Annotated in this window: 14 protein-coding genes and 1 pseudogene; 5 read left to right on the forward strand and 10 right to left on the reverse strand. The window is 68.6% G+C overall.

All coding sequences use genetic code 11. From position 1 onward, the window contains the following. The first annotated feature begins 54 nt into the window (after window positions 1–54). On the forward strand, window positions 55–1,596 hold the full coding sequence (locus ACFFC4_RS13155) for an AMP-binding protein (protein ID WP_375501547.1): 1,542 nt from the start codon (window positions 55–57) through the stop codon (window positions 1,594–1,596). Between the two features lie 19 nt (window positions 1,597–1,615). Here ACFFC4_RS13155 and ACFFC4_RS13160 read toward each other — a convergent pair whose 3' ends face one another. After that, a complete protein-coding gene (locus ACFFC4_RS13160) occupies window positions 1,616–2,011 on the reverse strand; it encodes a TIGR03618 family F420-dependent PPOX class oxidoreductase (RefSeq protein ID WP_375501549.1) in 396 nt (131 codons plus the stop codon). Between the two features lie 105 nt (window positions 2,012–2,116). On the opposite strand from ACFFC4_RS13160, the pseudogene ACFFC4_RS13165 reads away from it, so the two are divergent. Continuing rightward, window positions 2,117–2,491, forward strand: a pseudogene (locus ACFFC4_RS13165) (flavin reductase family protein). On the opposite strand, the gene ACFFC4_RS13170 reads toward ACFFC4_RS13165, so the two are convergent. The 5 genes from ACFFC4_RS13170 to ACFFC4_RS13190 all read right to left on the reverse strand — a co-directional run bounded on the left by ACFFC4_RS13170 (window position 2,470) and on the right by ACFFC4_RS13190 (window position 6,385). Beyond that, window positions 2,470–2,739 (reverse strand): hypothetical protein, encoded by a 270-nt coding sequence (locus ACFFC4_RS13170; RefSeq protein WP_375501551.1) that lies wholly within the window; start codon window positions 2,737–2,739, stop codon window positions 2,470–2,472. The pseudogene ACFFC4_RS13165 and the gene ACFFC4_RS13170 sit on opposite strands and share 22 nt — an antisense overlap. A 308-nt stretch (window positions 2,740–3,047) precedes the next feature. After that, entirely contained in the window at window positions 3,048–3,500 is a 453-nt protein-coding gene (locus ACFFC4_RS13175) for a universal stress protein (RefSeq protein ID WP_375501553.1), read from the reverse strand. An 18-nt stretch (window positions 3,501–3,518) separates the two neighbouring features. Further along, the gene (locus ACFFC4_RS13180) at window positions 3,519–4,676 is read right to left on the reverse strand and encodes an acyl-CoA dehydrogenase family protein (protein ID WP_375501632.1); all 1,158 of its coding nucleotides are present in this window, start codon (window positions 4,674–4,676) and stop codon (window positions 3,519–3,521) included. Between the two features lie 177 nt (window positions 4,677–4,853). Beyond that, complete coding sequence (locus tag ACFFC4_RS13185; RefSeq protein WP_375501555.1) at window positions 4,854–5,627, reverse strand: enoyl-CoA hydratase-related protein; 774 nt, start codon at window positions 5,625–5,627, stop codon at window positions 4,854–4,856. After that, the gene (locus tag ACFFC4_RS13190; protein WP_375501557.1) at window positions 5,624–6,385 is read right to left on the reverse strand and encodes an SDR family NAD(P)-dependent oxidoreductase; all 762 of its coding nucleotides are present in this window, start codon (window positions 6,383–6,385) and stop codon (window positions 5,624–5,626) included. Before ACFFC4_RS13190 ends, ACFFC4_RS13185 begins: the two co-directional genes overlap by 4 nt. Window positions 6,386–6,510: 125 nt before the next feature. Here ACFFC4_RS13190 and ACFFC4_RS13195 point away from each other — a divergent pair, with 125 nt between their 5' ends. Both ACFFC4_RS13195 and ACFFC4_RS13200 read left to right on the forward strand, forming a co-directional pair. Further along, the gene (locus ACFFC4_RS13195) at window positions 6,511–7,752 is read left to right on the forward strand and encodes an acetyl-CoA C-acetyltransferase (protein WP_375501559.1); all 1,242 of its coding nucleotides are present in this window, start codon (window positions 6,511–6,513) and stop codon (window positions 7,750–7,752) included. Window positions 7,753–7,773: 21 nt separating this feature from the next. Next, window positions 7,774–8,466 (forward strand): TetR family transcriptional regulator, encoded by a 693-nt coding sequence (locus tag ACFFC4_RS13200; protein WP_375501561.1) that lies wholly within the window; start codon window positions 7,774–7,776, stop codon window positions 8,464–8,466. A 19-nt stretch (window positions 8,467–8,485) separates the two neighbouring features. On the opposite strand, the gene ACFFC4_RS13205 is transcribed toward ACFFC4_RS13200, so the two are convergent. Continuing rightward, window positions 8,486–10,021 carry an acyl-CoA synthetase gene (locus ACFFC4_RS13205; RefSeq protein WP_375501563.1) on the reverse strand — a complete coding sequence of 512 codons (1,536 nt, stop codon included), beginning with the start codon at window positions 10,019–10,021 and terminating at the stop codon, window positions 8,486–8,488. A gap of 171 nt (window positions 10,022–10,192) precedes the next feature. On the opposite strand from ACFFC4_RS13205, the gene ACFFC4_RS13210 reads away from it, so the two are divergent. Further along, entirely contained in the window at window positions 10,193–11,239 is a 1,047-nt protein-coding gene (locus tag ACFFC4_RS13210) for an aldo/keto reductase (protein WP_375501565.1), read from the forward strand. A 33-nt stretch (window positions 11,240–11,272) separates the two neighbouring features. Here the strand turns inward: ACFFC4_RS13210 and ACFFC4_RS13215 are convergent, their stop codons facing one another. The 3 genes from ACFFC4_RS13215 to ACFFC4_RS13225 are packed head-to-tail and all read right to left on the reverse strand — an operon-like array spanning window position 11,273 to window position 13,902. Continuing rightward, on the reverse strand, window positions 11,273–11,746 hold the full coding sequence (locus tag ACFFC4_RS13215; protein ID WP_375501567.1) for a MaoC family dehydratase: 474 nt from the start codon (window positions 11,744–11,746) through the stop codon (window positions 11,273–11,275). After that, a complete protein-coding gene (locus tag ACFFC4_RS13220; RefSeq protein WP_375501568.1) occupies window positions 11,746–12,948 on the reverse strand; it encodes an acetyl-CoA C-acyltransferase in 1,203 nt (400 codons plus the stop codon). The genes ACFFC4_RS13215 and ACFFC4_RS13220 overlap by 1 nt, the downstream gene beginning before the upstream one ends. 45 nt (window positions 12,949–12,993) lie before the next feature. Continuing rightward, the gene (locus ACFFC4_RS13225; RefSeq protein WP_375501570.1) at window positions 12,994–13,902 is read right to left on the reverse strand and encodes an SDR family NAD(P)-dependent oxidoreductase; all 909 of its coding nucleotides are present in this window, start codon (window positions 13,900–13,902) and stop codon (window positions 12,994–12,996) included. Window positions 13,903–13,931: the final 29 nt, after the last annotated feature.

Below are 13,931 nucleotides of genomic sequence, written 5' to 3' on the forward strand. Positions count from 1 at the left end.
GGCCCGAACCCGCCCGGTCTCCCCAGTTCCAGAAGAGGCGATTGTATGGACGACATGACTTCCGGGTCACGGCCGCTGCTCGCCCTGGGCGACGACGTGGTCACCGCGGCCGAACTCGACGACCGCGTCGGCCGGGCCGCGGCGGCGCTGCGGGCCGCCGGTGTTCAGCCGGGCGACAGCACCGCCGTGATGGTGCGCAACGACCTCGCCTGGTACGAGGCCAACCTGGCCGCGGAGATTCTCGGTGCGCTGCCGGTGCAGGTGAATTGGCACAGCACCGATGATGAGGTTCTGTACGTGCTGAAGGACGCCGGCGTCAAGGTGCTTGTGGCGAACCCCGACTTCATCGAGCGGTTGGCGCCGAACCTGCCGTCGGACGTCACCGTTGTGCAGGTCGAGCCGCACCCTGAAGTCGTACGGGCCTACAAGTTGCAGCTGGCCCCGGTGCCGGGCGTGCCCCACTGGCGGGACTGGACCGCCTGGCCGGAGGCGGTCGCGAAGTCCTACGAAGTGCCCGACGAGATGCAAGCGCCGCGCGTCATCAGCTACACCTCGGGCTCGACCGGGCGGCCGAAGGGGGTTCGGCGGATCCCGCGGGCGATCAACATGGACGCGGCCAAGCAGGTTGCTGGTCTGCTCGGCCTGCCGGCGCCGACCCGGCGCGGCGTCGTCGTCAGCCCGCTGTACCACACGGCCCCAGCGTCGCAGGCGCTGACGACCGTCAAGAGCGGCGGCTTCCAGACGATCATGCCGCGCTTCGATCCCGTGGAACTGCTGGCGCTTGTCGAACGGCACCGGGTCAACTTCCTGATGCTCGTGCCGACGATGATGGTGCGGATGCTGGCGCTCACCGAGGACGAGCGCACCCGCTACGACCTCTCGTCGCTGGTGAAGGTGGTACACGGCGCGGGGCCGTGCCCGGTCAGCGTCAAGGAACGCGTGATCGCGTGGCTCGGCCCCATCGTGGGGGAATACTACGGTGGCACGGAGGCCGGTTGTGCCACCTTCGCCACCAGCGCGGACGCGCTCGCCCACCCGGGCACGGTGGGTCGGGCCGTGCCCGGCGTCCACCTGCGGATCCTCGACGAACACGGCCACGAGGTGCCGGTCGGCGAGATCGGCGAGATCTTCATCAAGACTGAGATCTTCGATGACTTCGAGTACATCGGCAATTCCGCCGGCCGGGCCGAGGTCGGCCGCGACGGCTTTGTGACCCAGGGTGATCTCGGTTACCTGGACCGGGACGGCTACCTGTTCCTGGCCGGACGGGCCCGCGAGATGGTCGTCTGCGGCGGTGTGAATATCTACACCATCGAAATCGAGAACATCCTGGCGAGACTCCCCGGCGTGGCACTGGCGGCCGCGTTCGCCGTGCCGGACGCGGAACTGGGCGAGGCGGTGGGCGTCGCGGTCGAACTCGATGGCACCCGGGAGGTCGGGGCGGACGACATTCGGGCGTATGTCCGGGAGGAACTCGGTGGGCTGAAGGTGCCCGCCGTTGTCGAGTTCGTGGACTACCTCACTCGGAGCGATGTCGGCAAGGTGTTCAAGCGGGCGATCGCAGCCAAATACTGGCCTGTCGGGGCTCCGGCCTGACGGTCGTGCCGTGGGCGTCTCAGATTCGGATGCGGGTGGGACGGAAGGTGACGACCGTCCGCTCCTCCTCGGCCATGAGCGGGAGCGCGTCGAGCGAATCGTCGTAAGTGGCGAGGAGCCGCTTGAGAAAGGACAGGTCGGCGTCGTCGTCCTCGATCTCGACCGTCGCGCGGATCTCGAGCGTGTGCATGGGATTCGTCGGCGAGATCGAGAACAGCGTGGCGACGGGCCGCGCGACCAGGTTGACGTACTTGCGGCGGTTCTTGGCCAGGGAGGTCCGCACGACGTCGTTCTCGTCCACCATCACCCAGATCGCCGTCGTCTGGATCGAGCCGTCGGCATTCAATGTGGACAGGCTCACGGTGGCCCCGGTGAGCAGGTCGTGGTGGCTGGTCGGCAGCGTCGGAGTGAACACCACATCATCCTGTCATGTCACGCCGTTATAGTGGACGGCCGGCCAGATACTTTTGTCTCGAGGTCCGCGATCTAGAGGAGCGGACGATGCCTGAACGGCTCGTGCATGACCGCGGAGTCGCTGTTCTTGCCGCAGGAGTTGCGAGAGGCATTTGCCAGCTTCCCCACCGGCGTCGTCGCCGTATGTTCGCTCGTCGACGGGGTAGCCGTGGGGATGGCGGCCAGTTCGTTCACGTCGGTGTCGTTGGAGCCCCCCTGGTGTCGGTGTGTGTAGCGAACTCCTCGACGACCTGGCCGCAACTGCGCCCGTGCGGGCGTATCGGCATCAGCGTCCTGGCCGACGGGCACAGCGCGCTGTGCCGAGGTGCCGGCGGGTGATCACGCCATCGCACTGCTACAAATCCATCATCTCGAGCACGACCCGACACGCGCCCCGTTGGTGTTCGATGCCAGCACATGTCACCGCCTGCCGCACCGTTGATGCACGATCGGTCTGGCGGCGTCCGGCGGCGTGCCACTCGCCGGTCGGGGGAAACCATCGCCGGCTTCACGACCGGTCTGCTCTGCATGGCCGCTACGGCCCCGTTCGAAGTCATCGAAGTCGAACACCGTGATCATCTTGTCGAATGGGACGCGTCCTGCTTGCCAGTTCTCGATCAGATAGGGGATGACGGTCGCCGGCCGGCTCCAGCCCATCACGACCCCGCGGACGCCTTCGCCGTTCGCCACGACGTCGGTCCAGTCCAGGGCGAGCTTCGTGTTGCGACCTGGAGCACCGACGCGATGGTCGACCCGACGGCAGGCCAGGGTGGCCGTGCCGAACGAGCCGTCGCAGAACGTGTGAACCGGCCCGCCCCAGCGTCGCGCAACTGACCCCTGCCCGGCAATGGGAGCAGCGGCCGAAGCAGGTGTGTCAGTCGGGGTGGCTCAGTAGGTCCGGTTCAGGCTCAGACGCAGCGCTGCGATGAGCAACGCCGTCCGGCTCGCGGAGGACCGGCGCGCGGATCTCCATCGAGCTCGCTTCTTCCGAAGGTCGGTTACGAGACGAAGACGACGGGGAAGTGAGCCCGACGCAGCAGCGCTGCGGTGCTGAACAACGACCGCCACCCTCGCTTCGTCTCGCCGGCGATGACGAGCAGGTCAGCCTCTACCTCTTCGGCAACCCGCCTCAGCTCCAACGAGCGGCTCCCGGTGCGGCACCGGTAATCCCACTCGATCGGGGTCGGCTGGAGTTCGGCGGTGAGCCGGGAACGTACCGTTCGTACGCAGTCGTCCTGTGCATCGACCATTGCGGCGTACAGGTCGGGATAGACGTTGACGCCACCCGCTTTCGGCACCACGTGAACGAAGATCACGCGGACCGGGCCCGGCTGGCGCTGCACCAACCCCACCGCGTAATCGACCGCACGCCAGGAGACGTCGCTGTCATCATTGATGCTGGCCAGCACGGTGACTGCGCGCCTCGTCGGCGTCCGGACATCCGGTGTCATGGCTCTCCTATTAGTGACTCAGTAGCTGCGGGGTAGGCCGAGCACGTGCTCAGCAAGATAGTTCAGCGCCATCTCCTGTGACACGGGTGCGAGGCGCAGCAGGCGGGCTTCGCGCCAGTAGCGCTCGACGTCGTACTCGGTCGCGTATCCCATCCCGCCGAGCGTCTGGACCGCACGGTCGGCGGCGAAGTAGCCGGCGTCGGCAGCCAGCAACTTCGCGGTGTTCGCGGCCTCCCCGCACGGCAGCCCGGCGTCGTAGCGCGCGCTGGCGTCGCGGATGGCGAGTTCGGCGGCCCGCAGCTGCGCGTGGGCCTGCGCGAGGGGGAAGGATAAACCCTGGTTGCGCCCGATCGGGCGTCCGAAGACGATTCGCTCATTCGCATAGGCGACCGCCTTGCGCAGAGCGGCCTTGCCGATGCCGAGGGCCTCGGAAGCGAGCAGTATTCGTTCGGGGTTGAGTCCGTCCAAGAGGTACCGGAAGCCGGCGCCCTCCTCACCCACTCGGTCGGACTCGGCGACAAAGAGGTCGTCATAGCGCACTTCGCACGACACCACGGCGTTGCGGCCCGCCTTGGCGATCGGACGAATGTCGACCCGCGGGTCCTGCAGGTCCGCCAGGAGCAGGGTCATGCCATCCGTGGGGCGGGTGACCTCGGTCCGGCGGGTCGTGCGGACGAGCAGCAGCACCTTCTCGGAGATGGTCGCTTTGGTCGTCCAGATCTTCTGGCCGCGTACGAGGTACCCGCCGTCGACCCGGACCGCGCGGGTGCTGATGTTGGTGGTGTCCGTGCCGGCATCGGGCTCCGTGACCCCGAAGGACACGTGCAACTGACCGCTGGCGACGGACGGGAGGTAGCGCTCGCGCTGCTCGGGAGTGCCGTGCTTGACGACCGGATTCATGCCGAAGATCGACAGGTGGATCGCGCTGCAGCCATTCATTGCCGCGCCGGAGGCGGCGATCTCCTCCAGCAGGATGGACGCCTCGGTGATGCCGCCGCCGCCGCCGCCGTACTCTTCGGGGATGGCGATGCCGATCCACCCGTCGTCGGCCAGGGCGTTGTAGAACTCCCAGGGGAACTCGTGCCGCTCGTCGCGGTCGCGCCAATAGTCGTCCCCGAAGCCCGCACAGCGCTTGCGTACTGCCTCGCGCAATTCGCGATGGGCGATGTCAGGCATGGATGCGGTCGCCACGTTCCACATCACCTTGCTTCGTCGGTCCATCGGCAGGCCAAACGGACGGATGCTGGTCAGGAGGGCTGCCGGTCGCCACTAGAAGTCCGGCGCACGCGACGGGAGCAGGATAACCCGGGAGGTGCTTATTTGTCAGCAAGTTATTTGGACCGTGGGCCGGTTTCATCGTCCGGTCCACTTGGCGCTCCGGCGCTCCGCGAAAGCCCTAGCTCCCTCCCGGGCGTCGGCGCTCCGGAACAGCACCGCCGCACGCGCCCGTACCGCATCCGGGTGGCCGCCGCCGAGCTCACCCAGCATCAGCGCCTTGGTCGCTTGCACCGCGAGCGGGGCGTTCGTCACGATCCGCGCGGCCATCGCGCGGGCCGCGGTCATGAGCTCGGGCAGCGGGACGACGCGGTTGACCAGGCCCCACCGAGCGGCGCCGCTGGCGTCGACGGGATCGCCGGTCAGCCCGAGTTCGAGGGCGATCGCAAGAGGGATGCGCGAGGGCAGCCGGGTGGCGCCGCCCGCTGCGAGCAGGCCGCGTTTGACCTCCGGGATACCGAGGGTGGCGTGTTCGGCCGCGACCACAAGGTCGCATAACATCAGCAGTTCGAAGCCGCCCGCGAGCGCAGCGCCGTTGACGGCCCCGATGATCGGCTTCGGACAGTCACGGAGGGCGGCCAAGGCGGCACCGACGTCGGACAGGTCCGATCCGCCGCTGAACGCCTTGAGGTCCATGCCGGCACAGAACGACCGCTCACCCGCGCCGGTGAGGATGACGGCCAGGACGTCCGGGTCTGCGACGGCGCGCGTCACGCTCGCGGCGAGCCCGGCCCCGACCGCGCCGTTGAGCGCGTTGCGCGCCTCGGGCCGGTTGATCGTGATCTCCATGATGTTGTCGAGCACGGCCGTCAGCACGACCGCCGAGATGTCGTTGCCCCCGTCGATACTCACTTCGGCCCAAAGCGCTGGCCGCCGTCGAGGCGGATCGTGCCGGCGTTGAGCATCGGGTTCTCGATGACTGCGATGGCCAGCCGCGCGTACTCGGTGGGGTGGCCCATCCGGCGAGGGAACGCGGCATCCTCCGTTAGCCGGGCCGCGAACTCCTCGGGCACGTTCGCCGTGAGGCCGGTCGAGAACAGGCTGGGCGCGATGGCGTTGACGCGGATACCGAGCGAGCCGAGGTCGCGCGCCATCGTGAATGTCATCCCGACGATGCCGGCCTTGGCTGACGCGTAGGCCACCTGCCCGATCTGGCCCTCGAAGGCGGCGATGGACGTGGTGTTGATGATGACGCCGCGCTCGCCGTCGGCGTTCGGGTCGTTCGTGCTCATCAGGTCCGCCGCCAGCCGCGCGATGTTGAACGATGCAACCAGGTTCAAGTCGATCACGCGGCGGAAGCTGTCGAGTGGGTGGGGCCCCGACCGTCCCAGGGTGCGTATGGCGACGGCTCCGCCGGCGGTATTGACCACGACGTTGATACCGCCGAGGCGGGCGGCGGCCTCGTTCACTGCCGTCTCGGTCGCCTCGAAGTCGGTCACGTCGCACGCGACGAACGGGGCATCGAGGGCGGCCGCGACTTCCGGGCCTGCGCTGCCGGGTCGGTCGAGGATGGCGACCGCAGCGCCCGAGGCGGCCAGTTGCTCAGCGGTCGCGCGGGCCATGCCGGAGGCGCCTCCGACAATCAGCGCGCGTACTTCGACCAGTTCCATGGGTTGTCCTGTTCTCTGACAGTGGCGTTCATCAGTCGGGGTCGACGTGGGAGGACGAGCGTCGGAATGAACTGTAGTCTAGTTCTAGTTGTTTCTGAGATGCTTGAGCAGAAGTGGGGTGGCTCGTGAACGAGGCGTGGATCATCGATGCATGCAGGACGCCACGCGGTATCGGCAAGGCTGGCAAGGGTGCGCTGAGCGGCATGCACCCGCAGCAGTTGGGCGCGACGGTGCTGCGCGCGCTGGCCGAGCGCACCGGACTCGACACCGCCGACGTCGACGACATCGTTTGGGGCACGAGCAACCAACGTGGCGTGCAGGGCGGCGACCTTGGCCGCATGGCGGCGCTGGATGCGGGTTACGACCCGCGGGCCAGCGCCGTCACCATCGACCGCTTCTGTGGTTCGGGCATCACCACGGTGGCCCTGGCGGCCGCAACGATCAAGGCCGGCGCGGACGACCTGGTCCTCGCCGGCGGTACTGAGATGATGTCGACGTACAGCAGCGGCGGCGCCAGCGGCCCGAGCACGCTCGACAACGGAAACTTGCGGCTGAGGGCCCGCTGGCCGCAGCCCAACCAGGGTGTGGCCGCGGATGCCGTCGCCGCGATGGAGGGGATCTCGCGCCGGGCGCTCGACGAATACGCGACCACCTCGCAGCAGCGGGCCGCCGTGGCGATCGCCGAGGGCCGGTTCGCGCCGAGCCTGGTGCCGGTCGCCGCCGAGGACGGCACGCTTCTGCTCGATCATGAGGAGTTCCCGCGGCCGTCGACGACAGTCGAGTCGCTGGCCGCCCTGCCGGCCGCATTCGGGGTTATCGGTGACTACCCGCTCGACAGCCAGGGCACCACCTTCCGCGGCCTCATCAACAGCCGGTTCCCGGACCTCGAGATCAATCCGGTGCACCACGCCGGCAACTCCTCCGGCGTCGTCGACGGCGCGGCGGCGCTCCTGCTGGCCTCGCCGGAGTACGCCCGGCGTCAGGGGTGGCGTCCCCGAGGCCGGGTCATCGCGAGTGCCACCATCGGTGACGACCCAACCCTGATGCTCAACGCCCCGGTGCCGGCCACCCGCAAGGTGCTTGCACGCGCCGGGCTGACCGTGACCGACATCGACCTGTTCGAGATCAACGAGGCGTTCGCCGTCGTCGCCGAGAAGTACATCCGCGACCTCGGACTCGACCGCGACAAGGTCAATGTCAACGGCGGGGCCATCGCCCTGGGCCATCCGATCGGCGCGACCGGCGCGATGCTGATCGGGACGGTGCTCGATGAACTCGAGCGCACGGGCGGCCGGTACGGACTGGTCACGATGTGCGCAGCCGGCGGCATGGCTCCGGCCATCATCATCGAGCGGCTCGACCAGTAATCTCACACTGGGATGGACAGGATGACGCGACCGGGCGCCCCCGCCGGCTCGACGCGCACTGGGCGACCGGTCACGGCCGACCCGCGTGATGCGGACAGCCTCAGCCCGGTCCAGCGCGCGCGCCGCGATGCGATCGTCCGCCAGGCGCTGCGGCTGCTCGAGCGCGCTGAATTCGACAGCATCCAGATGCGCGACGTCGCGCTCAGGTCCGGCGTCGCGCTGGGAACGGTCTATCGATATTTTGCCTCGAAGGACCATCTCTTCGGTGCCGTCCTCGTGGAGTGGGGGCGCTCGTTCGAGCGGCACCTCGCCGCCGACCCGCTGCACGGGGCGACGTCGGTGGAACGGCTGCGTGACCTCGTCTCGCGGGTCATCGACGCGTTCGATCGGCGCCCCCAGGTGTTGCGCCTGATATCGACCTTGGACACAAGCCCAGACGAGCGCGGGCGCCAGTTGTATCTCGAGTTTGCAGCGATGACGCACCACATAGTCGAGAAGCCTGTCTCCGAGTTCGACGGGCAGCGCGCCGGGGCGGTCGGGCGGACGTTGCTCCTGGTGCTCGGCGGAGCCTTCCGCGCGTGGGGGACAGGCTCGTTGACCGCGGCGGAGGTTCGCCGAGGGGTGGACGAGGCCATCGACCTGATCTACCCGCCCGGTAGCCCATACGTTGCGCCGCGACCAGGTGCCGGCACCCGAAAGGCTCGTGCCCGGTAGGCGGCGCGGCCCGTGCGGTTCACCTCGCCGCGGCCGCCAGGTACTCCTCCTGCAGCGGCTGTTTGTAGAGCTTGCCGTTCGGCTGACGCGGCAGCTCGCTGCGGAAGTCGAGGGCGCGCGGGATCTTGAATCCGGCCAGCCGCGTGCGTAGGTAGGCGCGCAGTTCCTCCGCCACATCGGGAGACGGATCGACACCCTCGTCTAGCTGCACCACGGCCTGCACGAACTGCCCCATCTCGGGATCCGGCAGGCCGAACACCGCGGCGTCCATCACCTTGTGGTGCTCGACAAGCGCCGATTCGATCTCGGCCGGGTAGATGTTGACCCCGCCCGAGATGATCGTGTATGAACGCCGGTCGGTCAGGTAAAGGTAGCCCTCCGCGTCCAGATACCCGATGTCGCCGTACGTCGCCCAGCCCTCGTGCTGCGGGTGCCGCGCCGAGCGCGTCTTGCCGGCGTCGCCGTGATACTCCCAGCGCGAGCCCGGCATCTCAAAGTAGGCGATTCCAGCCTCCCCCTCGGCAAGCTCCGTGCCGGATTCGTCGCAGATGTGCAGCGTCCCCATGACCGCGCGACCCACCGAGCCCTGGTGGGTCATCCACTCGTCGGCCGAGATGAAGGTCATGCCCACGCCTTCGGTGCCGGCGTAGTACTCGTGCACGATCGGCCCGAGCCACTCGATCATCTGACGCTTGATGTAGACGGGGCACGGCGCCGCAGCGTGCACCACGAACTGCAGGCTCGAGAGGTCGTAGCCGCGGCGAACCGACTCGGTGAGCTTGAGCAGGCGCACGAACATGGTGGGCACGACCTGCAAGTGCGTGACTCGGTCACGGTCAATGACGCGAAGCATGTCCTGCGCGTCGAACTTCTCCATCACCACGACAGTGGCGCCGATGGTCTGCGCCGCCGCCGACCACTGGATGGCGGCGCCGTGGTAGAGCGGCGCGGGACACAGATAGATCGCGGACTCGGTGAGGCCGAGGAAGTGGCCGACGCCCGAACGTCCAGTGGGGTCGTCGACCTGGCGTCCGGTGAGCGGCCGCTGGATGCCCTTGGGTGTTCCGGTCGTCCCGGACGAGTACAGCATGACGTCGCCCCGGGGCTGGTGCTCCGGTGCGATCGTCGGCCACGGGGCCAGGGCGGCGTCGTAGTCCTCGAAGCCGTCATGCTGCGCGTCGATAGCCAGGCAGTGCCGCTCATCCGACGTCAGGGCGAGGGCGGCAGCCGCCTTGTCGAGCATCGCCGCGGTGGTGATGACGACGGCGGCGTCGCTGTCCTCGATCAGGTAGGCGATCTCCTCTGCGGAGAGGTGGCGGTTGACCGCAGTCAGGTAGGCGCCGGAACGGATGACCCCCCAATAAACCTCGAAAAACCGAGGATGGTTCTCGGCCAGGAGGGCGACGTGGTCGCCCTCGCCGACGCCCACCGAGGCGAGGTAGTGCGAGAGTTGCGCGGACCGTGCCTCGAGTTCGCCGTAGGTGACGGTAGTGCCGTCGCCCATGATCACGGCCGGCTTGTCGGGGAATTTCGCCGCGAAGGTGCCCGGATACACGATTGTTCCTCCTGACCGAAGCTCAGCGGGCGCCGACGGCGTCAACCACCGGCGAAGACTTCGGCATAGTACTCGAACCGCAACAGGTAAGTTGTCGTCCAGTCAGTTCTAGACCTATGGTGACTGTCGGGGAAGGCGGTCCCTCACCACGGACGAGGAGTCACGGTCTGTATGGAGTTCGTCCCGCTCGGCACCACCGGACTGTTCGTGTCGAGGCTGGCGCTCGGCGCGATGACGTTCGGCACGGGATCCGGCCCGATGGCCCGGTTGGACGAGCAGGCCGCCCACCGTCTTGTGGGTGAGGCGCTCGACCGCGGCGTGAACTTCTTCAACACGGCGGCCACCTACGGCGCGGGCCAGTCGGAGGTCATCCTGGGCAGCGCCCTGCGCGCGCGCCGGGACGAGGTCCTCATCGCGACCAAGGTGTCGGGCAACACCGCGTCCTCGCCGGTGCTGAACAGGTTGTCCCGGCGGCACATCTTGGCTTCGGTCGAGGCGAGTCTGCGGCGGCTCGGAACGGAATACATCGACGTCTACCTCGCGCACCACTTCGACCCGGTGACGCCCCTGGAGGAGACGCTCGACGCCTTCGACACCGTCGTCAGGCAGGGCAAGGTGCGCTACCTGGGCTTCAGCAGCTGGCCGGCCTGGGCCGCCGCCGCAGCGCGGGGGATCCAGGAGCGCAATGGGTGGCACACCTTCTGCGCCGCGGAGAGCTACTACTCGCTGCTCGGACGAGACCTCGAGCACGAGATCGTGCCCTATTGCGAGTACGCGGGAATCGGCGTCCTGGCCTGGAGCCCGTTGGCTATGGGCTTCCTCAGCGGCCGTTACGCCCGGGGCGACCTCAGCGCCGCTGACGGCCGCTTCGCCAGCTACGACGCCGTGCCGCCCTTCGACCTCGACCACGGGCATGACGTTCTGGACGTCGTCCGCGACGTCGCGGCCGGGCTGGGCACCACACCGGCCCGCGTCGCGCTGGCGTGGGTGCTGTCGCGCCCCGTCGTGGCCAGCGTGCTCGTCGGCGCCAGCTCGATCGCGCAGCTCGTTGACAATCTGGGGGCGGGGGAATTGGAGCTGTCGCCCGACGACGTGGCCCGGCTCGACGGGGCTACGGCGCCCCGGGCGATCTACCCGGGTTGGTTACGGCAGGCGGTGGCGACTCGGCGTGGCCGGATGGGACTACCCGAGGAAACGAGCCGGCGCATCCAGCTCTGAGCGGGGCTCGCGCCCGTGGGCGTCGGCCGTCCATCAGCGGAGGTAGCGCGTGATCAGCTCGGCGACGCACGCCGGCTTGGTCCCGAGGCGGGGCTCCAGCGTCGCCTCCGTCTTGACCTGGAAACCCCCGGCGATTAGGTCGACGGAGACAATGCGGGCGTTGCCGCGCAGGTCGGAACCGGACACCAAGGGGGATGGGAACCGGATTCGGTCCGATCCGTAATTGACGGCCATCGCCGCGCCTTCGACGACGTAGAGCTGCGGGAGGTAGTAGCTGCACAGCGACGCCGTCAGGTGGCCGTGCGCGATCGTGCCGCCGAACGGCGACCGCTCTGCCCGCACTGGGTCGACGTGGATCCACTGGTGGTCCCCTGTCGCCTCGGCGAACAGGTCGATCCGGCGCTGGTCGATCCGCAGCCACGGGGTCGGGCCGAAAGCCGCCCCTACCGCGGACGGCAGACCGTCGAGTTGCAGGCGCACGGGCCCGGCGTCGAGTGGGCGTCCCATTAGAAGATCTCGAAGAGTCCGGCCGCACCCATGCCGCTGCCGACGCACATCGTCACGACCCCCCAGCGGGCACCGCGGCGCCGGCCCTCGAGGAGGAGGTGTCCGCTGAGGCGGGCCCCGGTCATGCCGTACGGGTGGCCGAGCGCGATCGAGCCGCCGGAGACGTTGAGGATCTCGTCGGGGATGCCGAGCTTGTCGCGGCAGAAGAGCAGCTGCGAGGCGAAGGCCTCGTTGAGTTCCCAGAGGTCGATGTCCTCGACGGACAGCCCGTGGCGGCGGAGCAGCTTGGGCACCGCGTACACGGGGCCGATGCCCATTTCGTCCGGCTGGCAGCCGGCGACGGCGACGCCGCGCAGGGCGCCCAGCGCCTCGACGTTGCGGCGCTCGGCCTCGCTAGCCTCCATCAGCAGTAGTGCGGCGGCTCCGTCAGACAGCTGCGACGCGTTGCCCGCCGTCACGTGCTGCCCCGTGCTTACCTGCTGGCCGTTGTGGAATACGGGCTTGAGCGCTGCGAGACCCGCGGCCGTGGTGTCGGGGCGGATGCCCTCGTCCTTCATCAAGGTCACGCGCTCGCGGCTCTGCTCACCGGTCGCCTTGTCCGTGACCACCTTGACCGTGCTGAGGGGGGCGAGTTCCTCATCGAACCGCCCTGCGTCGCGCGCGGCCGTCGCGCGCTGCTGGGACGCGAGCGCGAGCTGGTCCTGGGCCTCCCGGGTGACGCCGTAGCGCGTCGCCACGATCTCGGCCGTCTCGATCATCGTCATGTACAGCGCCGGGAGGTGCGCGACCAGGTACGGGTCCTCGACCCGGAAGTCGTTCTTGTGCGCGTTCTCCTCGAGCGTGATCTGCTCGACGCCGCCGGCAATGGCGATGTCCACCCCGTCGATGCAGATCTGCTTGGCCGCCGCCGACACCGCCATCAGGCCGGAGGAACACCCTCGGTCGAGCGACATGCCGGGGACGCTGGTGGGCAGCCCGGCGCGCAGTGCGGCCTGCCGACCGATCATGAAGCCGCTGGTGCCCTGCTGGATCGCGCAGCCGAGCACGACGTCCTCGACCGCGTCCGGTTCGATTCCGGCGCGCTCGACGACGGCCCGCACGACGTGACCGGCGAGGGTCTGTGCCGAGGTGTCGTTGTAGGCGCCTCGGTAGGACTTGGCGATCGGCGTGCGTGCGACCGAGACGATGACTGCATCACGCATCTGAACTGCTCCATCTCGTAGGTCGGCCAACGGCCCGCCTGTCGGTCATGCAGGCCGTGGGTCTTGCGTGGCGGCGGCCTGGCGGGCTGCTGCCGAAATCGCCGCGAATTCGTCGGCGGGACCGGCCGGGACGGTGTAGCCGGTCTCGTCGCGGATCTCATCGATGTGGGCGGCGACGTGCTCGATCGTCAGGCCAGGGTTGGTGTAGCCCGTGGTCATGCCGATGAAGAAGCGCGCTACCCGCCCGGCGCCCGAGGTGAAGACCTCGCCGTTGACCGACACGTCGCGGTGGGCGAGCCAGGCGACGACCGGGGCGACGTAATGGGGCGCGAGGTCTCCCACGAAGTCCGTGAGGTTCGCCTCCGTCATCCCGGTCAGTGCCGACGGAGCAATCGCGTTGACGCGCAGGCCGTACCGCTCACCCTCCGCGGCGAGCACCCGGGTGAGCCCGACGAGCGCCATCTTCGCCGCGCCGTAATTGCTCTGCCCGAAGTTGCCGAGGATGCCCGAACTCGACGAGGTGAAGACGACCCGCCCGTACCGCTGCTCGCGCATCAGCCGCCACGCCGGCTGGGTGACGTAGAAGGCGCCCCGCAGGTGCACGTCAAGCACGACGTCGAGCAAATCCGGGGTCAGGTTGTGGAAGGATTTGTCCCGCACGATCCCGGCGTTGTTGATGACGATGTCCACCCGTCCGTAGGCGTCGACGGCCGTGTCGATGATCGCTGCTCCGCCCTCCGGCGTGGCGACGCTATGGGTGTCCACCGCCGCGCGGCCGCCGAATGCACGGATCTCCTCGACGACGTTTGCGGCGGCGTCATCCGCGCCTGCTGATATGTCGTTCACGACGACGGCCGCGCCTCGGCGCGCGAGTAGGAGCGCGTATTCGCGTCCCAGACCGCCGCCAGCACCGGTGACCACGGCAACCTGGTCGTCGAAACGCAGCTCTGCCATGCCGGCCACGGTAACGTTGAAACTAACCG

This window comes from uncultured Jatrophihabitans sp. (genome assembly GCF_964244045.1).
Taxonomy (GTDB): domain Bacteria; phylum Actinomycetota; class Actinomycetes; order Mycobacteriales; family Jatrophihabitantaceae; genus Jatrophihabitans.